At 65.8% G+C, this 20,703-nt stretch carries 21 protein-coding genes; 11 read left to right on the top strand and 10 right to left on the bottom strand.

Going from position 1 to position 20,703, the window contains the following annotated elements:
* Positions 1 to 270 (bottom strand): hypothetical protein (locus tag ACFXHE_RS40410; protein WP_379390449.1); only part of this gene is annotated, 270 nt, incomplete at its 3' end.
* A 235-nt stretch (positions 271 to 505) separates the two neighbouring features.
* The gene (locus tag ACFXHE_RS40405; protein WP_379390447.1) at positions 506 to 991 is read right to left on the bottom strand and encodes an IS5 family transposase; all 486 of its coding nucleotides are present in this window, start codon (positions 989 to 991) and stop codon (positions 506 to 508) included.
* Positions 992 to 1,214: 223 nt separating this feature from the next.
* Here ACFXHE_RS40405 and ACFXHE_RS40400 point away from each other — a divergent pair, with 223 nt between their 5' ends.
* On the top strand, positions 1,215 to 2,441 hold the full coding sequence (locus ACFXHE_RS40400; RefSeq protein ID WP_379390445.1) for an IS110 family transposase: 1,227 nt from the start codon (positions 1,215 to 1,217) through the stop codon (positions 2,439 to 2,441).
* On the opposite strand, the gene ACFXHE_RS40395 is transcribed toward ACFXHE_RS40400, so the two are convergent.
* Positions 2,322 to 2,780, bottom strand: a complete 459-nt coding sequence (locus ACFXHE_RS40395; protein ID WP_379390443.1) for a transposase — start codon at positions 2,778 to 2,780, stop codon at positions 2,322 to 2,324. The two genes, ACFXHE_RS40400 and ACFXHE_RS40395, sit on opposite strands and share 120 nt — an antisense overlap.
* Before the next feature lie 605 nt (positions 2,781 to 3,385).
* On the opposite strand from ACFXHE_RS40395, the gene ACFXHE_RS40390 reads away from it, so the two are divergent.
* Positions 3,386 to 3,733, top strand: a complete 348-nt coding sequence (locus tag ACFXHE_RS40390; protein WP_379390441.1) for a hypothetical protein — start codon at positions 3,386 to 3,388, stop codon at positions 3,731 to 3,733.
* A gap of 52 nt (positions 3,734 to 3,785) precedes the next feature.
* On the opposite strand, the gene ACFXHE_RS40385 is transcribed toward ACFXHE_RS40390, so the two are convergent.
* Complete coding sequence (locus ACFXHE_RS40385) at positions 3,786 to 4,430, bottom strand: hypothetical protein (RefSeq protein WP_379390440.1); 645 nt, start codon at positions 4,428 to 4,430, stop codon at positions 3,786 to 3,788.
* 340 nt (positions 4,431 to 4,770) lie between these two features.
* Here ACFXHE_RS40385 and ACFXHE_RS40380 point away from each other — a divergent pair, with 340 nt between their 5' ends.
* From ACFXHE_RS40380 to ACFXHE_RS40360, 5 genes are all read left to right on the top strand, one after another.
* Positions 4,771 to 5,043, top strand: coding sequence for a hypothetical protein (locus ACFXHE_RS40380; protein WP_379390438.1), 273 nt, complete (start codon positions 4,771 to 4,773; stop codon positions 5,041 to 5,043).
* A 573-nt stretch (positions 5,044 to 5,616) separates the two neighbouring features.
* Positions 5,617 to 6,138: a MarR family winged helix-turn-helix transcriptional regulator gene (locus tag ACFXHE_RS40375; protein ID WP_379390436.1), complete on the top strand. Its 522-nt coding sequence runs from the start codon at positions 5,617 to 5,619 to the stop codon at positions 6,136 to 6,138.
* Between the two features lie 57 nt (positions 6,139 to 6,195).
* Positions 6,196 to 6,609, top strand: a complete 414-nt coding sequence (locus ACFXHE_RS40370) for a hypothetical protein (RefSeq protein ID WP_379390434.1) — start codon at positions 6,196 to 6,198, stop codon at positions 6,607 to 6,609.
* Positions 6,606 to 7,490: an NmrA family NAD(P)-binding protein gene (locus ACFXHE_RS40365; protein ID WP_379390433.1), complete on the top strand. Its 885-nt coding sequence runs from the start codon at positions 6,606 to 6,608 to the stop codon at positions 7,488 to 7,490. Before ACFXHE_RS40370 ends, ACFXHE_RS40365 begins: the two co-directional genes overlap by 4 nt.
* Positions 7,487 to 8,359, top strand: a complete 873-nt coding sequence (locus ACFXHE_RS40360) for an NUDIX domain-containing protein (RefSeq protein ID WP_379390431.1) — start codon at positions 7,487 to 7,489, stop codon at positions 8,357 to 8,359. Before ACFXHE_RS40365 ends, ACFXHE_RS40360 begins: the two co-directional genes overlap by 4 nt.
* Before the next feature lie 335 nt (positions 8,360 to 8,694).
* Here the strand turns inward: ACFXHE_RS40360 and ACFXHE_RS40355 are convergent, their stop codons facing one another.
* From ACFXHE_RS40355 to ACFXHE_RS40335, 5 genes are all read right to left on the bottom strand, one after another.
* The gene (locus ACFXHE_RS40355; protein ID WP_379390429.1) at positions 8,695 to 9,564 is read right to left on the bottom strand and encodes an AraC family transcriptional regulator N-terminal domain-containing protein; all 870 of its coding nucleotides are present in this window, start codon (positions 9,562 to 9,564) and stop codon (positions 8,695 to 8,697) included.
* A 91-nt stretch (positions 9,565 to 9,655) separates the two neighbouring features.
* Positions 9,656 to 10,675 (bottom strand): XdhC family protein, encoded by a 1,020-nt coding sequence (locus ACFXHE_RS40350; RefSeq protein WP_379390427.1) that lies wholly within the window; start codon positions 10,673 to 10,675, stop codon positions 9,656 to 9,658.
* The gene (locus ACFXHE_RS40345; protein ID WP_379390425.1) at positions 10,672 to 12,795 is read right to left on the bottom strand and encodes a xanthine dehydrogenase family protein molybdopterin-binding subunit; all 2,124 of its coding nucleotides are present in this window, start codon (positions 12,793 to 12,795) and stop codon (positions 10,672 to 10,674) included. The genes ACFXHE_RS40350 and ACFXHE_RS40345 overlap by 4 nt, the downstream gene beginning before the upstream one ends.
* A 22-nt stretch (positions 12,796 to 12,817) precedes the next feature.
* A complete protein-coding gene (locus ACFXHE_RS40340) occupies positions 12,818 to 13,807 on the bottom strand; it encodes an FAD binding domain-containing protein (RefSeq protein WP_379390423.1) in 990 nt (329 codons plus the stop codon).
* The gene (locus ACFXHE_RS40335) at positions 13,804 to 14,346 is read right to left on the bottom strand and encodes a 2Fe-2S iron-sulfur cluster-binding protein (RefSeq protein ID WP_379390421.1); all 543 of its coding nucleotides are present in this window, start codon (positions 14,344 to 14,346) and stop codon (positions 13,804 to 13,806) included. Before ACFXHE_RS40335 ends, ACFXHE_RS40340 begins: the two co-directional genes overlap by 4 nt.
* A gap of 285 nt (positions 14,347 to 14,631) precedes the next feature.
* Here ACFXHE_RS40335 and ACFXHE_RS40330 point away from each other — a divergent pair, with 285 nt between their 5' ends.
* The 3 genes from ACFXHE_RS40330 (at position 14,632) to ACFXHE_RS40320 (ending at position 19,326) form a co-directional block, all read left to right on the top strand.
* Complete coding sequence (locus tag ACFXHE_RS40330) at positions 14,632 to 15,765, top strand: low temperature requirement protein A (RefSeq protein WP_379390419.1); 1,134 nt, start codon at positions 14,632 to 14,634, stop codon at positions 15,763 to 15,765.
* On the top strand, positions 15,762 to 18,539 hold the full coding sequence (locus tag ACFXHE_RS40325; RefSeq protein ID WP_379390417.1) for an ATP-binding protein: 2,778 nt from the start codon (positions 15,762 to 15,764) through the stop codon (positions 18,537 to 18,539). The genes ACFXHE_RS40330 and ACFXHE_RS40325 overlap by 4 nt, the downstream gene beginning before the upstream one ends.
* 112 nt (positions 18,540 to 18,651) lie before the next feature.
* Positions 18,652 to 19,326 (top strand): class I SAM-dependent methyltransferase, encoded by a 675-nt coding sequence (locus tag ACFXHE_RS40320; RefSeq protein ID WP_379390415.1) that lies wholly within the window; start codon positions 18,652 to 18,654, stop codon positions 19,324 to 19,326.
* Here the strand turns inward: ACFXHE_RS40320 and ACFXHE_RS40315 are convergent.
* Positions 19,302 to 20,192, bottom strand: a complete 891-nt coding sequence (locus tag ACFXHE_RS40315; protein ID WP_379390413.1) for an AraC family transcriptional regulator N-terminal domain-containing protein — start codon at positions 20,190 to 20,192, stop codon at positions 19,302 to 19,304. The genes ACFXHE_RS40320 and ACFXHE_RS40315 overlap by 25 nt on opposite strands.
* A gap of 175 nt (positions 20,193 to 20,367) precedes the next feature.
* On the opposite strand from ACFXHE_RS40315, the gene ACFXHE_RS40310 reads away from it, so the two are divergent.
* Positions 20,368 to 20,685, top strand: a complete 318-nt coding sequence (locus tag ACFXHE_RS40310; protein ID WP_379390411.1) for a putative quinol monooxygenase — start codon at positions 20,368 to 20,370, stop codon at positions 20,683 to 20,685.
* Positions 20,686 to 20,703: the final 18 nt, after the last annotated feature.

Below are 20,703 nucleotides of genomic sequence, written 5' to 3'. Positions count from 1 at the left end.
CTCGCGATCAACGAATCCAGTTCGGCCACAGCATGATCCAACACCACCCGACAGGTCTACCAGCAACGAATCACGCGAGTGCAGTTGCAGTACTAGGCGATACAGCAGCAGCCCGGTCAGCAACGGGATCGGCCAGGATACGAGCAGCATCGCGATCGACCAGGGCAATGCCCACCAGCGCAGCTGCCGGCGGTAGGCGGCACGGCGATTGGCATCCGCGGTCCCGAGACTGAGTCCGCCCGCGGCAACCGAGGTGATACGAGCAATCATCGGCCATCTCCCCCCGAGCATGGATCAGAACCTGAAACCCCAAGATAGCCAAGACGTATGGCGGCTTCATGCCCTCGATTCTGGGGGGCTTGCTTACCTCCGCCAGGGGGCAGGTCCGTGCGACGCGGTCGAGGACACCGCTGCGTCTGATCCCGGGCAATGCCATCCGGTGCAGCCTCGACGCCATCCGGATCGCCGACCAAGAGAGCTGCCGATTTCTCTGAACTTGGAGCTCCTATCGGGTTCGGTTGCTGAGTCGTCGCCAGCAGATCAGTGCTGCGGCGAGGTCGAGGCATCCGTGGTGGATGTCGGTGCGGCGTTCCCATCGGATGGCCAGCCGCCGGTACTGGTGCAGTAAGGCAAAGGATTGTTCGACGATCCAGCGGCCGGCGGTGACCCTGTCACGGGTGCCGCGGCGCGCGATGTAGCCGGTGATATGTCGTTGCCGCAGTTCGGAATACACGCTGGGGTAGTCGTATCCCTTGTCCGCGATCAGGGTGGTGATCCGATGCTTGGGCCGGCCCGCACGCCCGCGCAGGGGTCGGACCCGGTCGAGCAGTGTGGGCAACAGCAGATGGTCGTTGACATTGGCACCCGACAACGCCACCGCGAGCGGGAACCCGTTCCCGCAGGTCAGGATGTGGTGCTTGGAACCGGTCTTGGCGCGGTCGACCGGGCTCGGACCTGTTGCGGCGCCCCTAATGATATGTAGCGGGTCCACCAGTACGGCAGACTCGCTACCGGTAGCGGCTGGCGGGTGAGCACTCTTCGCCCCCGGGACTTCGAATCCTGAAAAAAGATCGTGCCCCCGCCGGTCGACCGGGAGAACGGATCGCGCTGGGATGTCGTGCCCGCCTCGGGCGTGAGCACTTTTCATTAGGTCGCCGAGTGTTCTCCTGAACGCTACCGATATCGAAAGAGGTTGGTAGGCAGGAGGATCGCTGTTGCTGTTCGTCGGAGACGACTGGGCCGAAAACCATCACGATGTGGAGTTGATGAGCCCGGCAGGCAAGAAGCTGGCCAGAGCCCTGCTGCCCGAGGGTGTCGAGGGAATCACCCGATTACACGCCCTGATCGGCGAACATCTCGACACCGGCTCCGAGGCTGATTCGGTGGTGATCGGCATCGAGACCGATCGAGGTCCCTGGGTCGCGGCCCTGGTCGCCGCCGGTTACTCGGTGTTCGCGGTCAACCCGTTGCAGGCTGCCCGTTATCGCGATCGGCACGCGGTCTCCGGCGCCAAGAGCGATCCAGCCGATGCGCACGTGCTGGCCGACATGGTGCGCACCGACTCGCATCAGTTGCGACGAGTGGCTGCGGACAGCCCGCAGGCTGAGGCGGTGAAAGTCGTTGCCCGAGCGCACAAGACGCTGATCTGGGAACGCACCCGCACCACCCAGCGGCTGCGGCACTCGTTGCGCGAGTACTTCCCTGCGGCGCTGGAGGCCTTCGACGACCTCACCGCATCCGATGCGCTGGAACTGCTGGCCAAAGCGCCCGAACCCGTTGCGGCAGCGCGGCTGTCGCTCAAGCAGATCCGGGCCGCACTCACCCGGGCCCGTCGCCGTGACGTCGATACCAAAGCCGCCAGAATCCAGGCAGCATTGCGGGCCGAGCATCTGCGCCGCGATGCGGTGATCGATGCCGCCTACGCGGCCACCACACGGGCCTCGATCCACATCCTGATCGCCCTCCGCGAGCAGATCACCGAGTTGGCAGGGCAGGTAGAGGCGCATTTTGGCCGACACCCGGACGCTGAGATCGTCCTGTCCCAGCCCGGGATGGGCATCATTCTCGGTGCCCGGGTGCTCGCCGAATTCGGAGACGCCCGCGGCCGCTACGCCTCGGCCAAGGCCCGCAAGAACTACGCCGGCACCAGCCCGATCACCCGCGCTTCCGGCAAGAAGAAGATCGTCGCCGCCCGATTCGTGCACAACGACCGGCTCATCGATTCCCTGGCCCAGCAGGCGTTCTGCGCCCTGACCGCCTCACCCGGCGCCCGCTCCTACTACGACCGGCATCGCGCCCGCGGCCTGGAACACCGCGCCGCGCTACGCCAGCTCGCCAACCGGCTCGTGGGCATCCTCCACGGCTGCCTCAAGACCCGCACCTCCTACAACGAAACCACCGCCTGGTCTCCACACACCGGCGACCCGGCCGCTGCTACTTGACAACCCAGGCCCTGGGATGTCTCTTCTCGCCCGCACGTGCGAGCCGTCGACCATGATCCGGTCGAAATCGATCAACCTGGCTGCATGGGCACGGGCGAGCACGCCCTGATGGATCTGCTCGAACGCCCCAGCAGCCTGCCAGTCCCGCAACCTGCGCCGACACGTCATCCCGGACCCGAACCCCAGCTCCTGGGGCAGATCTTCCCACCCGATCCCGGTGATCAACACGAACAAGATCCCCCGCAGCACCCGGCGGCTGTCCATCTGCGGCGGTCCCGGTGTCCCGGCCAGTTTCGTCGGCAGTAGCGGTTCGATTACCGCCCACAACTCGTCATCCACGATCCAAGGTGCTGCCACAACGAAACATACTGCACTGCAACGCAACCCGACGACAACTGACCGAACCTGTTAGGAGCTCTTAAGCAATTTGGTGATCGTTTCACGCCAAGAACACGTGTCGTAAAGAAGGCATGCAATTGTCGCGAGAACAAGCATACCTAGCGCGATTAGGACGAACCGAGCGAGATCGAAGCCTTGTGTAACGGTATCCACTCCGGTTCCAAGCACCGCGATGATCACGATTGCGCGCCAATAGTTCTGGAAGAACTTATCGTTCATGTTGCGAGTCTGACAGCAAGCCACTCGCTTCGGTAGGGCTCGAACACGGCCAAATATTGTTGAACCGTACGGCGCGGCGCGCTCGTCTACCTCACGCAGGCGGGCGACGTCTCGGACCTGTCCTCGTAGTGGAACGAGACGCAGCGGCCCGGCGGCGGGTCGCCCAGGGACCGAGGGTAATCCCATTGCCAGAGGGCGTCCGATACCGATCGCGACCTGCCGCATACCCGCCGCAGTGCTTGCAATCGACAACCTGGCCGTAGTTGACGCTGACCTCGCTCGCGCGGACCTCCTGTCATCGATTCTGCATCCCTTGAAGGATTTCCATGTCTCAGTTGACTTCGCTCACTGTCGGTGGCACCGGAGAGTCCCACCCCGGCGACACCCGCACCGAAGTGTCCGGGACGTTGCTTGGCGTCACCGGCCGCCTATCCAACCGGTTCACGTCCCTCTGGGTCGGTTACCCGGCCGAATACGGCTCTGCCGGAAACGGCCCGGGGCGGTTCGATGTTCTGCGGGCCAAGCGCCGCATCGAGACCGCCTTGGCCGAAGCGTTCGCCTACCTGCCGCAGGTGCCGGCCCTCAACGATGCGGGTGGTCAGCACACCTCTACGGAATCGCGCCGTACCTGCCTTCGGGGTCCGGCACAGGGTGTGAAGTTCTCGCTGCGCTGATTGAGCTGAATGTTCTCCAAGTCGTATATAGCGGTTACTTGCCGGTGCAAATCTATCCAATTATTAGCTGGGTTGGGACGGCGATAGAACCCACGCTAGTTGCAAGGCCGACTGTTATCGGATTTCCTGAGTTATTGCCAAGGATAGGATCGATCCAATCTGATAGCAGCGGCCAATGGAATACTACCGACTTGCCGACTTCGATATTGTACGTAAAAGAGAAGCATCGAATATCGCGGTCGGTGCTGGCATCCCCGTTGCAGTAGTCGGGAATATCGAAGCCCTTTTGATATACCCACAGGCTCGCGTTGGGCTTGGAGTTCGTCGCGAGTCCGACGTTCTGTATGGATACAACCCTATTTCCGATGTTGGTGAGGGTGATGTTTAACCAGGTGTTGGGTGCCTCGGCATCACCGCGCGACATGTTCAACGGGCCACTGTAAGTGGTATCCACGCTTGTGTATATCGTTTTTCCGTTTTGAACATTCTGCAACGCAAAGGTAGCAAGAATATGCCCAGATGTGTCGCTCTCTTGGATTTTCTCTGCCTGCTTGGCCGTGCGCAATGCGTCGCGACTAGTTGAGCACGACACCGCCGCCGCGGAGAATGATCCGAAACCTACAATTAGAGCTAAGATGGATACGGAAATTGTCCACTTGTCTTTGGGCTTTGTTTTATCGTCATCTAACCCGCTCATACCCACCCCTTATCCCACACGCTTTGGGTGATGCACTTAAAGTCCGATTGGGGGTGCCGTGGCAATACGAGTCCGAGAAACCGGAAGTCTTCCGAAAAGAGACTTCATGGTCTCGCTCCCCTTCTTGGAGCTGGAAGGGTTCGCGCGTGTTGCAGTTCAAGCCATGCATGCCGCCTGACCGCGCCCTCGGCTCCGGGCAACTCGCCACCGAGCCCGACATCACCCTCCCCGCCGACGGTGTCATCGCCGCCGGAGTCGTGTGCCGAGGCGACAACAACACCACCCTCGCACTGCGGGAAGTGATCAACCGCTACGGCCGCCCCGAACACCGCATCCCCGTATGCCCCGATGTGAACGCCGCCTGGTCCTCGCCGGAGAACCGCTGGGCATCAACGAAGCCCGGCTCGCCGACCACGGCCTATGTAAGAACTGCTGCTCCGCGACCGGCCACAGTGGCCAACTCGCCAAGGTCTACCAGCTGCGCCCCCTCCCACTGCGCCGACTGCGCACGGCCCTCGTCGGCCGAAGCGACCCCCTCCCGGAAGGGCACGCCCGCTACCACTCCGACGGCCGCTGCCTCGGCTACCCAATCCAGTCACCGCCGAGCCAGTAAGGCAGCATGACCAAGCCATTCGGCCAGCTCACCAGCTACGACGTTGGCAAGGCCCTCGTCTACCGCGACCGAGGCAGCACCCACTGAGTGAGAATCGCTGGCCTCGAACGCAAATCGAGCTACCTCGTCGCCTACGTAACGACCGGCTACTCCGGCGAACGCCCGCTCACCCTGCCGCCGGACACCGAAGTGACCGTCGAACTCTGACCGCCCTGTCGACCGCCATCGACACCCGCGAGGAACCATCCGATGAACAACACCGCCATCCTTCCTTTGCCCGACACCAAACCACCGCTGTCGATGAACGACTCCGGCGCGTCAGCAATCGTGTCGGTGTTTGCGGTGGAGTCTGAAAGACTTGGCAGGCATCCCTGCTGGTGCGCTGCCCGAACTCGGTGAGCGCCTGGCCAGACAGCGGCTGCTGGACCATCACTTCGACATCGCCAGGGCACTTCCCGTCGGATGGATTCTCATCCGACGAGGGGCATACCGCGGCCCCTCGGTCGCGCTCCGCGGCCAGCCTCCCTCTCTCAACTCTTTGACGAACAGATAGTTAGGTGCCATATTAGATTCATGGCAACCAGCTCGGCTAGCACCGAATCTCCCACCCTCGCACAGGCGCGCAAACAGCTGCGACACTACGAGCTGGAGGCCGAGATCGATCCGCAGGCGGTGCTGGTCGCCGTTCGCCTGATCAGCGCCGGGACGAGGCTCAACCAGGCAGCCGAAACGCATTTCGCCCGATTCGGACTGTCCACCGGACGGTATCGCCTCCTCGCCGCCCTCGAGGACCGAGACGGCGAACTGTCGCCCTCGCAACTGGCGGAGGAACTCGCCGTCACCAGAGCCACGGTGACCGGCCTGATCGATGGCCTGGAACAACAGGGGCTGGTGTGCCGACGGGCCTCGGCCGAAGATGGTCGCGCCGTCGTCGTGGTTCTCACCGCACGAGGAGCGCACAAGCTGCGCGAGGTCGCGCCCGAGCACTTCGGACGCCTCCAATCGATGGTCGGAGAGCTCACCCGCAAGGAGCGAACAACCTTCCTCGACCTGCTCGAACGCGTCAACCAGGGCATCGCAGCACTCACCGATTAATCCAGCGACGACCATGCACCCATCTCTTTGCGACTATATAGTTAGGCTCCTAATTAGATGAGCGCAGTGACAAGGCCGCCGCAGTTCGTGCTGTGGCGAGAAGTCCTCTTCGCCTATCTCGCTCCGGCGATCTGCGCAGGCGCTGGCGGCTTGATCACCGGCCGCCTCGATCTGATGCTCGCGGCGCTGACCTCCATCGCGGGCACCTCCGCCGCAGTAGCCCTTGCGCTGGGAATCCTGCTGCAACGCGGCCTGATTCGGCGTCGCCGACTGCCCGGCTCAACGCCGATGGCGTTGTCGGCAATGTTCGGCATCGCCGCCGGCGCACTGGGAGCCGCGCTTGCCCGACTACTGACCATGGCATCGGCATTTCCCGAACGCATTCGCGCCGATGTCCCGATCGCCGCGGCGCTGGCGGCCACGATCATCACGTGGCGCTGGTGCTCCACTCACCGAAGGGAAGACAAGTGATCGTCGTCATGGGAGCCGCGAGCGCTAGCGGCAACGCGCTCGTGCACCGCCTCGCTGATGCGGGGATACCGTGCCGGGCACTGACCCGAGATCCGGATCGGTTGCGCGCCAGCGCGAATGCACTGCCCACCGTCGCAATCCGATACGCCGACTCCTCGAACGCCGCCTCGCTGCGCACCGCGTTCGAGGGCGCATCGCAACTGTTCCTGACCATGACAAATGGCCCAGACCAAGTCGAACTCGAAACCCGCACCATCGAAATTGCCGTCGACAACGGCATCGACCACATCGTCAAGCTCTCGGCACCCACCGCCGCCCCGGACTCACCGGTCACAATCGCCCGGTGGCACTACGCCATCGAAGAAGCACTGCGCGAAACCGGCATCTCGCACACGATTCTGCGCCCCTACGCGTTCATGCAGAAGCTGCTCCTGCTCACACCCCAGCTGTCCGCGCAGGGCCATTTCGTCGGAGCCATGGGCGATGCCCCCTGCAACTACATCGACTGCCGCGATATCGCCGACGTCGCGGCCGCCGCTCTGACACGATCCGAAATCGCCGGAGGCACATACACTCTCACCGGCCCCGAGACCTACAGCCACCCTCAGCTGGCGGCCCTGTTCAGCGAGCGGCTCGGCACCACCATTCGCTACGTGGATCTACCGCCCGCCGAATTCCGCCAACAGCTCATCCAGCGCTCCGGCCTCCCCCACTGGCTCGCAGACCATGTCACCGAAATCCAGCAGCTCGCCATCACCCATCCAGAACACCCCGCCGATACCGTCACCCGCATCCTCGGCAGACCCCCACGCACCATGGAGGCATTCCTCACCGAACACCTGAACGCATTCCGCCACAGCCATTCCCGGGCCAGCCGATGACCGCCGGCATCGATACTCCCGACCGTCGCGGCCGCACCGGCCTCGACCGCCACGGCCGCGATCTCACCGGCAACCCGCGCGTCCGCATCCACGACGTAGAGGTGCTCTCCTGCAACTGGTACGTCCTGCGCAACACCACATTCGACTACCAGCACAGCGATGGACACTGGACCCGCGAACAGCGTGAGACCTACGACCGCGGCGACGGCGCCACCATTCTGCTCTACAACACCGACCGCCGAACCATCCTCCTTACCCAGCAATTCCGACTCCCCGCATACGTCAACGGGCATCCGGACGGCATGCTGCTCGAGACCGCCGCTGGACTCCTGGACGGTCACACCCCACACGAAGCCATCCGCCGCGAAGCACAGGAAGAAACCGGCCACCACGTGGGCACAGCCCGCCCCGTGTTCGTTGCCTACATGAGCCCAGGCTCCGTCACCGAGCGCCTCCATTTCTTCGCCGCTCCATACGACCCCGGGAAATCCACGAACGACAGCCACGGCATCACCGCCGAGGGCGAGGACATCCGAACCATCGAAATCCCTTTCCCTCAGGCGCTCACCATGATCCGAACCAGCGAGATCGCCGACGCAAAGACCATCATGCTGATTCAATGGGCAGCCCTCGACGGGCCGTTTCGCACCGCCACTCCTATCGGGCGGCGATCGTCTCGGACAACTTGCAGGTCAGCGGTTAGCATCCGAGCGTGCAAGCTGATTTCGAAGAGGCGGTGCGTATCGCCCGTCTCGCAGCAGGTTTCGACTGGTCTTGGACAGTCGAGAACGTCGAACAGTTCTATCAGGAGGCAAGTTGGCGGCCTGGGCCACTGTCCTATGGTGGTACCGACCTTAAGGCCGGCCTGATGGTGTCGGAGCCTTGGGGACATGCGGAGCATGCTTCTGAGTTCCTCCGCGAATGCTATAGCGGCGGAGGGGAAATCAGGCGCTTGCGCGTACTCGTCACTGACGAGGTGGACGACGGCTCGCCGGAGGGCCACGTATAGCTGGTCGATACCCTCGCGGAGCTCGCCGAACGACTGACGCATGAAGTCGGACCTCCGCTGGGACCGGTAAACGTCTACCAGCCGACGATCGTCTGGAGCCTCGCAAAGGCAGTCGATTCCGCACCGACCGCATCGGCTCGCTCATCACCGGCGAACCGAATCCGGGGGACTCCCATCCGAAATTCGCCACGATCCTCAGGTCCTGGCCCCGGCGGCCGAGGTGGACTGAAATTCCCGGGCTTCATGGCTTGGCGGAGCACCGTATTGGCGCCGGTACTCTCGGGTGAACTGGGAGGGACTGGCGTAGCCGACCTTGCGACCTATGCCGGTGACGTCGCTGGGGTTGGCGATGAGCAGCAGGCGAGCCTCGTGTAGCCGAATTCGCTTCTGGAACTGGACCGGGCTCATTGTGGTGACGGCACGGAAGCTGCGGTGGAAGGCCGAGGCGCTCATAGCTACGCGAGCGGCGAGATCCTCGACGCGGAACGGCTGATGGTAGTGCTCTTTGATCCAATGGATAGCGGTGGCGATGCGATTGAGATTGCTCTCGGGCGTGCCGAACTGGCGGATCATCGCGGCTTGTTCGCCGGTGATGAGCCGCCACAAGATTTCGCGTTTGATCAGCGGTGCGAGGATCGCGATATCGCCCGGCCGGTCGAGTAGTCGCAGCAAGCGCACAACGGCGTCGATCAGGTCGTCATCGGCGTCGCTGACCGCCAGACCGGGTGGTGTGAGCGTGGCGATCTCGGGCAGACCAGCCGGTGCGCGAACGAGCAGTTCGACGATCTCGGCGGGATCGATGCCGATGCCGACCCCGAGCCCCGGGCGGCCGGGTGCGGCCTCGATGAAGTGGCTGACCACCGGAAGGTCGAGCGAGGCAATGAGATACTGCCCGGCTCGATGCTCGTACATGCGCTCGCCGAGTGCGAATCGTTTGGTACCCTGCCCGACCAGCGCGAAGACCCGGCCATAGGTCACCGTTTTGGGCGGCTGGGGCGCGACGGCCTTGAATATCCTGACCGCGTCGATGGCGGTCGTCAGATCCGGGCGGGCGTGACGGTTCATCAGGTCGCACAGCTCGTCGAGGCTCGCCGCCCGATTCCGCTCCCCAGCAGAGCAATTCGCAGAACATCGACGATCGTGCGGGCGGTGTCCTTCATGCGGAGGCGAGGTCGGGGCGGGGATGGATCGGGCGGGTACCGGTCCGGAGCGGGCCGCCAGAACGCCCGTTTCCGCTGGCGACGAGCTCTCCGAGGATGGACAGTGCTGTTTCGGCAACGGTGCTCCCTCCCAGATCGAGGCCAACCGGCCCCGTCAGTCGTTCCAGACCGGCGGTTGCGGCGAGCCGCCGCAGTCGGTGCGCGTGCGTGGCTCTGCTGCCAAGCGCGGCAACGTATTCCGCCTTTCCCGCGAGAGCCGTGCGCAACGCGCTGTCGTCGATGCGCGGGTCATGGCTCAGCGCGATGAGTGCATCGTAAGGGCGCAGCGGATTGGCGGTCAGCCATTCGGCCGGCCACCCGCGCACCAGCGCCGCGGAAGAGGGGAAGGCTCCCGACTCCAGATGCCTGCCACGCGGATCCAGGATGACGACCGCGAACTGCATGGCCGCAGCGAACCCGGCGATGGCCGCGGCCAGGTCGGTGGCGCCGGCGAGGACGAGTCTGCGTCGACCCGAGATCACATCGACAAGAGCCGGGCCCGCCGTCGTCTCCAAGCCTCTATCCGTTGCGGCGCACCACGTATACGGAGGCAGTAGCCCTAGGCTGACGGTCAGTTCGGTGTCGTGCGCTAGCGCGGCGGTGATCGCGGTGTGTACCGGATCCGGCGGTGCCGCAGTGACGAGCACACGGAGTTCCCCGGAACAGGCAGGGCCGGTCTCCCACGGCAGAAGCTGTTCGCCCGGCACGAGGGTAAGCATTCGCCCACGCCCGGTGTCGAGTACTTCGCGAGCTGCATCGAGCACGATGCCCTCGATGCAGCCGCCCGATACCGAGCCGCGCCAGCTTCCGTCGGCTGCCACCGCCATGGTGGCGCCCAACGGCCGGGCTCCGGGACCGTCACGCTCGACGAGGCGGGCCAATGCAACGGACCGGCCCGCACGATGGTGGTCGTCCACGAACGTCCAGACCTCACCCAGCATGCGCGGGCCGAGAACCCGCAGCGTGTCCGTGCTCATCCGACCGGTGCTTCCAGTAGCCGGTCGAGCCGCAACGGCAGTGTGCGGTGCCGGACCCCGGTCGCATGCCAGACCGCATTGGCGATCGCCGCGGCGGTCCCGACATTGCCGATCTCGCCGGCGCCTTTGACGCCCAACGGAATTCCGGGCTCGTAGTCCGGTACGAAATCGGCTTCGATCTCGGGCACGTCGGCGTGGGCGGCGATGTGGTAGCCGGCGAAATCCGCATTGATCAACCGGCCCGTGACCCGGTCGCGGACACCTTCCTCGTGAAGAGCCATGGACAGTCCACCGATCATCCCGCCGACCACCTGGCTGCGCGCCAGCAACGGGTTGATGACTCGGCCGATGGCGAACATGCCGAGCAGCCTGCGCACCCTGACCTCACCGGTTGCCGGGTCAACCGTGACCTCGGCGAAGACGGCGCTGAAGGCGTGGCGTTCGCAATCGGCCAGCGCTCCCAGGAGATTCGTCGTATCGACCGTTGCGGTGGCGGGCAGCGGTGTTTCGACGGTCGCCTCCCGCAACCGGGCCGCGGCCTCCGTGATGGCCCACGTCCAGGAGGTGGTGCCGCGGGATCCTCCCGCGCTCCAGGCCGCGCCGAGATCACTGTCGGCGATCCGGATCGGCCGGATCCGGCCGATGTCGACGCCGAGCGCTTCGGCCGCGACCGCGGTGAGCGCGGTGCGCGCGCCGGTGCCGATATCGGCGGCTCCGATGCTCACGGTGAAGGTGCCATCGGGCTCGGCGGTAATCGATGCGGACGAGGGAAACGCTCCAACACTGAAACTGGTTGTCGCAACGCCGGTTCCGACCAGCAGGTGCCCCTCTTTGCGGCGTCGCGGTCGATGATCGCGCGAAGACCAGCCGAAGCGGCAGGCTCCTTCCCTCAGACAGGCGCCGACCTGGCGACTGCTGAAAGGGAGTCCGGAGACCGGTCCGGCGGCAGGCTCGTTGACCAGCCGCAGTTCGACCGGATCCATGCCCAGACGCTCAGCGACCTCGTCGACGGCTGATTCCAGGGCGAACGAGCCGGGGGCCGCGCCGGGAGCGCGCATGGAGTACGGCGGCACGGTGTCGACGGGAACCGCTGTCAGTCCGGTGTGGATGGCACGGGCGGCGTAGAGGGTTTTGGTGAGTTCGGTGCAGCCCTCGATATATTCGACGAGCGGTGAGATCGCGAACGCTGCCTCATGATGCAAGGCGCGGAAGCGGCCGTCGGGATCCGCGCCGATCCGCACCCGCTGGTCGGTCGGCGGGCGCATGGTCGTGATCAGGAAAACGTCGGTGCGGCTGAGGGCGACCCGCACCGGCCGCCCGGTCCTCGTCGTGGCCATCACCGCCAGGATCAGCTGCGGGCCGCACAGCCCCTTGGATCCGAAGCCCCCGCCCACATGTTCGGCGCGGATGTGCACCCGGCTCGGCTCGAGCTCGAAGAGTGCCGACAGCGCGCCGGCCACGATCCACGGACCCTGATTGGTATCGACGGCGTGCAGATCCGCACCGTCCCACCAGGCGGTGGCGCAGTGCGGTTCCATTGCGCTGCAATATTCTTCGGGCGTCCGGTACCGTTCGTCGACCAGCACGGTGGAGGCGTCGAGTTCGGCGTCGAGGTCGCCAAGGGCTGCTTCGGGACCGAAAAGGTCCAGGGCCGGGCGGGCGGCAGGGTGGCCGGCCGAGAAGGCGATGTCGTGGCTGTCCGGCTCGTAGTCGACCGGCAGAGCCGCCGCCGCAAGCCGGGCCTGCTCCCAGGTTTCCGCGACGACGAGCGCCACCGGCCAACCCGCGTAAGGGATCTCGGCGGATTGCAGCAGTTGCAGATTGCCGTCCGGGCCGAAATACGAGCCCGCCGCCGAGTTCAGGCGCGGCGCGTTCGTGTGGTCGATGACATCGAGGACGCCGGGCATGTCCCGCACCGCGTCGGCGGCGAGATGACGGACGCGCCCGCGCGTGACCGGGGATGTCACGAGGTAGCCGAAGGCCAGATTCTCGAACGGTTCGTCGGCGGCGTAGCGGATTTCGCCGGTGACCTTGCCCGGCCCCTCCAATCGGGTGCGGGCGAGGCCCAGCGCGCCGGCGCGCCCAGGCTCCGGTGGTTCTGATCGTGGCGGTGTGTGCACGGCGGTCCTTCTTCGATGCGAGTCAACGGGCTCCGGCGTCGGCCAGCTCGGCCAGCACCGCCGGAACGAGATTGCGGGCGAGTGCCACCTTGTAGGCGTTGTCGCGCAGCGGCCGCGCCGCCGACAGCTCGGCGTCCGCAGCCTCCCGGAAGAGCTCCGGGGTGGCTGGCCCGCCACGCAGCAGCTGCTCTGCGGTGCGGGCGCGCCAAGGCATGGACGCGACTCCGCCCAATGCGAGCCGGACATCGGCGATTCGACCGCCGTCCAGCTCGAGCGCGGCCGCCAAGGATACGGTTGCGAACGCGTAAGAGGCGCGTTCGCGGACCTTGCGGTAGCGCGATCGCAGCGCCGGCGTGACCGGAGCGAGCGTGATACCGGTGATCAGGGAATGATCGGGCAGCATCGTCTCCTCATGCGGGGCATCGCCAACCGGATGGTAGAACCGCGCAAACGGCACCACCCCGCTGGCTCCCGAGGTCCGGTAGTGCACATCGGCGTCGAAGAGAGCCAGCGCGACCGCCATATCGGAAGGGTGTGTGGCGATACAGCTTTCGGTCCAGTCCAGGATCGCGTGATTGTGGTGTTCACCGGTGAGTGCGCCGCATCCGGTGCCCGGCGACCGCCGATTGCACGGCTCGGCCGGATCGGCGAAATACGCACAACGGGTGCGCTGCAGGAGATTTCCCGCCGCCGTCGCCATATTGCGCAGCTGACCGGACGCCCCCGCCAGAATCGCCTGTGACAGAGCGGGATACCGGCGGCGAACCTCGGCATGCGCGGCGATATCGCTGTTGGTCGTCGTCGCTCCGAGCAGCAGTCCGCCGTCGGTGGTCGCGGAGATCCCCGCCAGCGGCAGGAACCGGACGTCGACCAGCCGTCGCGGCGATTCCACACCGCGTTTCATGAGGTCCACGAGATTCGTTCCGCCGCCCAGAAAGCGGGCTCCGTCACCTTCCACCGAGCTCAGCGCCTCATCAACATCGGTCGGGCGGTGATAGCTGAACTCCTTCACGACGGTTCCCCGTTCGACGCGGCCGTTTCCAGTACAGCGCGAACGATCGCCGGATACGCACCACAGCGGCAGAGGTTGCCGCTCAGCCGCTCTCGCACCTCGGCGGCGTCGAGCTCCGCGGCGGGCAGGTCTGGTGAGACGTCGGCGGTGACCGCGCTGGGCCAGCCCTCGGCATGCTCGGACAGCATGCCGACCGCTGAGCAGATCTGTCCCGGCGTGCAGAATCCGCACTGAAAGCCGTCCTGGCGCAGGATGGCCGCTTGCAGCGGCGACAGCGCGTCACCGTCGGCGAGGCCCTCGATCGTCGTGATCTGCGCGCCGTGGGCCGCGACGGCCAGGGTCAAGCACGACACGATCCTGCGGCCGCCCAGCAGCACTGTGCAGGCACCACATTGGCCGTGATCGCAGCCCTTCTTTGGGCCGGTCCACCCGAGGTTGCCGCGCAGCGCGTCCAGCAGGGTCCGGCGATTGTCCACCTCCAGCTCCTGGGTTTTGCCATTGACGAAAAGTGTTATCTCGCTTCGCATGTCGTCGGCCATGACATGACCTCCCGTTCTCGGTGGACTGGGGCGTCCAGGCCGATTTCCATGTAACCAGCGCCCTGATCGGTGGCGTTAACACAGAAGTCGCGGGTACTTGCACGATCCTGCCGATCTCGTTGACTTCCCGGAACTGTCACGCATGAATGGCGAACACAATCAGGGATGTACAGCGAGGAGCGCAGTTCGGTGAGGCGTAGAGCCAGGGTGCACGCGGTGCGAGAGCATCGGCCTGCACCGCCGTCGAAAGCCGTCGCGAGTGTGGGAGGCGATCGGGTCACCCCCGTGGAACTCTTCTTCGATCTCGCCTACGTATTCGGGTTCACGCAAGTCAGCCGATTGATGGCCGACGCCCACGCGCCGATGGGCGTCCTGCAGGGTCTCATCGTGCTCGCCCTGCTGTGGTGGTCGTGGACGGCCTACAGCTGGCTGGCCAATCAGCTCCATGCCGACGAGGGATTCGTGCGCGTCGCCATGTTCGCGGGCATGGCGGCGGTGTTCGTCGTGGCCGTCGTTGTGCCCGAAGCCTACGGTGACCGGTCGAGCGGACTGTCGGGCCCGCTGGTCTTCGTGGCGGCCTACCTCGTCGCCCGGCTGACCCACTTGACCGTCTACCTGGTCACTTCTGTGGGTGGTCGCGCAGCTCGGCGAGAAGTGGTCCAAACGGTATGTTGTTCGCTTCTTCCCTCGGGTGCACTGCTGGCGGGAGGCGCGGTGCTCGGATCGCCGTGGCAGGTGTGGTGCGCGTTGGCCGCGGTCACCATCGAACCGATCATCGCGAATCTGACCACGTGGGGCGTGCGCAGCCGTATCGGTTCGGCGGCACATTTCGTCGAACGGCATCGGCTGGTGGTCATTCTCGCGCTCGGCGAATCGACCGTGGCGATCGGCGCCGCGGCGGGGCCGATCGATCTCCCACTGCTGGTGGGCGTGCTGCTGGCGGTCGCGATCGCCATCGGTCTGTGGCGGGGGTACTTCAGCGGACTGGCCGAGGCCGCGGAGCAGGCGTTGTCCGGACTCGACTCGCGGGATCGAGCACGCGCCGCCCATCACGGTTACAGTCTGCTGCACTTTCCGATCGTCGCCGGAATCGTCGTGTCCGCCTTGGGGATCGAAGTCGCGATGGCGCATATCTCGAGTACGCGGCCACTCGGGTGGTTCAGCGCCGTCGCGCTGACCGGCGGTGCGGCGGTCTATCTGTCGGGCACCGCGACTTTCGCGCGCCGTGTCGCCGGTGTGGACATTCGTCCGCGTCTACTCGCCGCGTCGATTCTGCTCTCGATGGCGGTCGTGATCGGCCAATTGCCCCCGCTGGCGGCTCTCGGCGTCATGGCCGCGCTGCTGCCGATCGTCCTGCTTCTCGACCGCCGGGGACCCGAGATCGAGGATCGGCAGCGCGGTGCGGCGGTTGGCCGGTGAGCGAGTGCACCCTGTTCGGGCGAGATGCCGAACTAGCCCGGCTCGCGGCGTTTCTCGACGGTGGTGAGGCTGTACTACTCGAGGGAGAGCCAGGCGTGGGCAAATCGGCATTGCTCAGCGTGACCGCCCGCCGCGCCGAGACCTGCGGGATGAAGGTCTTGTGGGCCTCGGGATCGGAATTCGAAGCCGATATCGGCTACGCCGCATTGAATCAGCTGCTGCTGCCGTTGCGCGCCCAGCTGCCGCAGTTGGCGGCCGACCAACGGGGAGCATTGACCGTCGCACTGGGTTTCGGTGCCGGATCACCACCGGAGGTCCTGTTGGTCTGCAACGCGGCGCTCGCGCTGATCGGCGCGGTCGCGGCCGAGCAGCCGGTGGCGCTGTTCGTGGACGATATCCAGTGGATCGATCGAGCCTCGGCGGTCGTACTGAGCTTTCTCACCCGTCGACTGGCGGGAACCCGTGCCGGACTGTTGGTTTCGGCGCGCACCGGAACCGAGAGCTTCGTGCGGCGTGGGGACATGACCGCGATGGTGATCGAACCGCTGGCAGCGGCGGCCGCACAGGAGCTGGTCGATGCCGCCTTCCCGCAGATGCAGCCCTCGCTTCGGCGGGCATTGCTCGATCTCGCGCAGGGCAATCCGCTCGCGTTGATGGAACTTCCTTCGACGCTCACCGACTCCGCGCATAGGTACACGGATCGAGACGTGCCGGTGCTGGTGCCGCTCAACGAACGACTTCATGAGCTCTTCGCTGGCCGTATCGCCGCCCTGCCGGGTCCGACGCGCGAAATGCTGCTGCTGGCCACCTTCGAAGGCACCGGCAGCCTCCGGGTGCTCAGGACGATTCTCGACACCGGTGAGGGCCTGTCCTGCCTGGCTGCGGCCGAACGCGAACAGCTCGTGCGGGTGGACGATGACGCCGCGCGAATTATCTTCCGCCATCCGTTGATTCGGTCTTCTATCGTCGCGATGTCGACCCATGAGGAACGCCGCGGCGCGCACGTCCGGCTCGCGGCGGCGCTACCCGCGGATCGGGAGCGCAAGGCCTGGCATCTCGCCCACGCCGCGGACCGCCCGGACGAAACCGTCGCCGCACTGCTTGAAGCGACCGCGCATCGAACGATGTTGCGCGGCGACGCGTTCGGGGCTGTCACCGCGTTGATCCGCGCCGCCGAGTTGAGTCCCGCGAACACCGCCCGGGGCCGGCGGCTCGCCGAAGCCGCCTACATCGGGGCCGAAGCCGGCGGCACCGCCGACACCGCGCGGCAGCTGCTGACCGATGCACAGCTGGCGGTCCCCGATCCCGTCGGTGCCCTGCACGCGGCCAACGCCGCCGCGTTCCTCATGCTCAACGGCGACGGCGATGTGGACACCGCGCATCGGCTGCTGGTGGGCGCGGTCGAGACCGGCGACCACGGCTATCGGGCCGATCACCCGGCACTGATCGAAGCCATGCACACCTTGCTGCTGCTGTGCTGGTACGGCGGTGCGCCACGGTACTGGGAGCCTTACTTTCGCGTGCTGGACAGCCTGCGCCCGGCGCCGCCGCCGATCCTCGCGCTCATCAGCCGGACCTTCCCCGACCCCGTCCGGACCGCCGCGACCGCGTCGGAGAAGGCCGACTCCATCCTGGCGACTCTGCCCGAGGAGACCGATCCCACCCGGATCATGCGGATCGGCACGGCGTCGGTGTATCTGGACCGATTGGCCGAATCGCGCCAGCCATCCTGGCGCCTCGTTCATCAGGGCCGCAACGGTGGCCCACCCCGCCGACACCTCGGCGCGCTCATGCACTTGTGCCTGGACGACTATCTGACCGGCAGATGGGACGAGGCCGAGCAACTCGCCAATGAAGGCCAAACAGTCTGCGACAGTGCGGGTTTCCCCTTCTTCGCCTGGTATTTTCGATACCATCGTGCGCTCATGGCGGCCGGTCGCGGCCGCTTCGCGCAGGCGCACGAGCTGGCCGATGAGATCACCCACTGGGCAATGCCGCGCGGAGTGGCGGCGGCGACGGTTTTCGCTCAGCACCCGCGCGTGCTGGCCACCCTGGGCGCCGGCGATTTCGAAGCGGCATTCCACCACGCCGCTGCGGTGAGTCCTCCCGGAGTCCTCGCCTCCCACATCCCGCACTGCACCTGGGTCATGTTCGATCTCGTGGAAGCCGCCGTGCGCACCGGCCGTATCGGTGAGGCACGCGCTCACGTGGAGGCCATGGATGCTGCCGGCGTGGCCGCGCTGTCACCCCGGATGGCGCTGCTCGTTGCCGGAGCCGAGGCCCTCACGGGTGATGACCCCAACGTCTTGTCCGGGCTGGAGGCCAGGCTGGCCTCGCCGGACATCGATCGGTGGCAGTTCGACTCCTCACGAGTCCGGCTCGTGTTGGGCGAGAGACTGCGCCGGGCTTCCGAAGTGACAAGGGCGCGACCGCATCTGATCGCGGCGCGGGACGGTTTCGCGGCGATGAGTGCCGAGCCGTGGCTGGAGCGGGCGCGAAACGAGCTGCGCGCCACAGGGTATCGACAAGGCACCTCAACAGCGGCAAGTGCGGTGCTCGCCATCCTGACCGATCAGGAGGCCCTCATTGCCCGGCTGGCGGCCCGGGGTCTGACTAATAAACAGATCGGTGAGCAGCTGTATCTGTCGCACCGCACCGTCGGAGCCCACCTCTATCGGATCTATCCGAAACTCGGCGTGAGTTCGCGCGCCGGGCTCGCGGACGCGCTGTCGCGACAGCCCGGTCCGCTCGGCCCCGAGCGGCGCGGTGACTAAGTCACCGGCCGCGATCGACGGCGAGAACGACAGTCGAACGACAGATGTGCTCCACCCACCGCTGCGGCGACAGTTGAACCTGTCACGATCACAGCCTCCGGGAGTATCCACCATGACCACCATCCACCGATTCGGCTTCCTCACCGAATTCCTGCGTGCCCCTGACATAGTCGCTGCCGTCACACCCAGCAGCGCAGCGCTGGCCGCCGCCGTCACAGTTCCCGTGCCTCTCGACGGCGCGCCCGTGGTGCTCGAACTCGGCCCCGGCACAGGAGCTTTCACCGCGGCGATCCAGCGGCGGCTGTCCGGACGCGGGCAGCACCTCGCCATCGAGATCAACGAGCGCTTCGCGGCGGCGACGGCCACCGGATTCCCGGCCGTCCATGTCATCGTGGGCGATGCGAGCAACCTCCGGGAAGTCCTGACCGGCAATGGCTTCGGGCACGCCGATATCATTGTCAGCGGTCTGCCCTGGGCTGCGTTCGCCCCTGAACGCCAGGATGACCTGCTTGCCGCCATCGCGAGTGGCCTGGCGGCTGATGGTGTCTTCTCCACTTTCGCTTACAGCTCCACACGCTGGATGCCGTCGGCTCGCCGACTGCGGCGGCGGCTTGCAGACCATTTCGAAGAGGTGCTCGCCTGCCGCACCGTGTGGGCCAACCTGCCGCCGGCCTTCGTCTACCACTGCCGCAGGCCGCGCTTGCATTCGCGCGGTGGGCACTCCGACTTCGCTACTCGTGTGAAATCGACTGTCGCACAGACTCATGCGACGGCTGGTGCACGTTGAGCGCCGGGCGTGTCCCGGCTCGGCGGCATGCCGAACATGCGCCGATATTCGCGGCTGAACTGCGATGGGCTGTCGTAGCCGACGCGGTGGGCGATGGCTGTCATGTCGGTCGCCTGTGACGCGATCAGGAGGCGGGCCTGCTCCAGGCGGATCCGCTTCTGGAACTGGATGGGGCTTTGGGTCGTCACCGCCTGGAAATTCCGGTAGAACGCCGAAGAACTCATGCCGACCCGTCGCGCCAGGTCGGCGACACGGAACGGCTCGTCGTAGTTGTCGCGAATCCACCGCACGGCCCGAGCGATATGGTGCAGGCCGCTGTCGGCGAGCCCGAGCTGCCGGATCGTGGCACCCTGCTCGCCGGTGATCAAGCGCCACAAGATCTCTCGTTTGACCAGCGGAGCCAACGCCGCCCGGTCGCGCGGATGATCGAGGAGCCGGAGCAGGCGCACCGAGGCGTCGAGCAGTTCGGGAGTCAGCGACCCCACCGCGATGCCCGGCACCGTCGCCGACCGTGTGCTAACGAGATCGGCGGGAGCGGCGTCGAGCAGCAACTCGGCGATCACTGACGAGTCCAGGACCAGCGCGAAACCCAGTGCGGGGCGGCCAGGCCCCGCGCCGACGAATTGGCCGGTCACCGGCAGATCGATCGAAGCGACAAGGTAACCGCCGGGACGGTACTCGTGCACCTGATCACCGACTGCGAGACGTTTGACGCCGCGGGCCAGAACCGCAAGCACCGTGCCGGACATCTCCATCGTCGGCGGAGCCACGCGCTCGACCTTTGCGATGTGCAATCCGTCGATAGCGGTCGTCTCATCGGCTCGGACGTGCTTGGCCAGTAGGGCATCCAGCTCCTCAAGACTCATGTCCCGATTGCAGCACAATCACAACCTAAGCACCCACTGATCGGGAGGATCAGGCAAGTGTGAGGGAGCTTTTTGCTACTGGAAGTTGTCGAAAAGCCGTGCAATAGATACATATCCATACCGCCCGACACTGTCGGCGGAACGTTTCACTCGACCATCCAAAGGAGTATTCGACATGACCCTCCGCTACGGATTCAACACGACCCTGACCGCCCGCCCCGGTATGGCCGACGAACTCGTCGCCCTGCTGCTGAGCGGACTGGAGGAGGGCAACCCGGCCGCCAGCGAGCACTGCCTCGTCTACCTCGTCTGCCGATCGGCTTCCGCCCCGAACACGATTCACATCACTGAGGGCTGGACCAGCGAAGAAGACCACCACCAGCTCTTTGCAGGCGCCGCAGCCCAGGCGATCGTCGCGAAGGTCGGGGCTCTGGCCGCCGGTGAGGGGCCGTACACCGACTACGTACCAGTCGGCGGCAAAGCGCTGTTCTGACCACCGAAGCACCCACCC

Source organism: Nocardia sp. NPDC059229 (genome assembly GCF_042754165.1).
In the GTDB taxonomy this organism is placed as follows: domain Bacteria; phylum Actinomycetota; class Actinomycetes; order Mycobacteriales; family Mycobacteriaceae; genus Nocardia.
The sequence above is the reverse complement of the archived record's forward strand: the minus strand, read 5'-3'. Positions and strand labels throughout refer to the sequence as shown.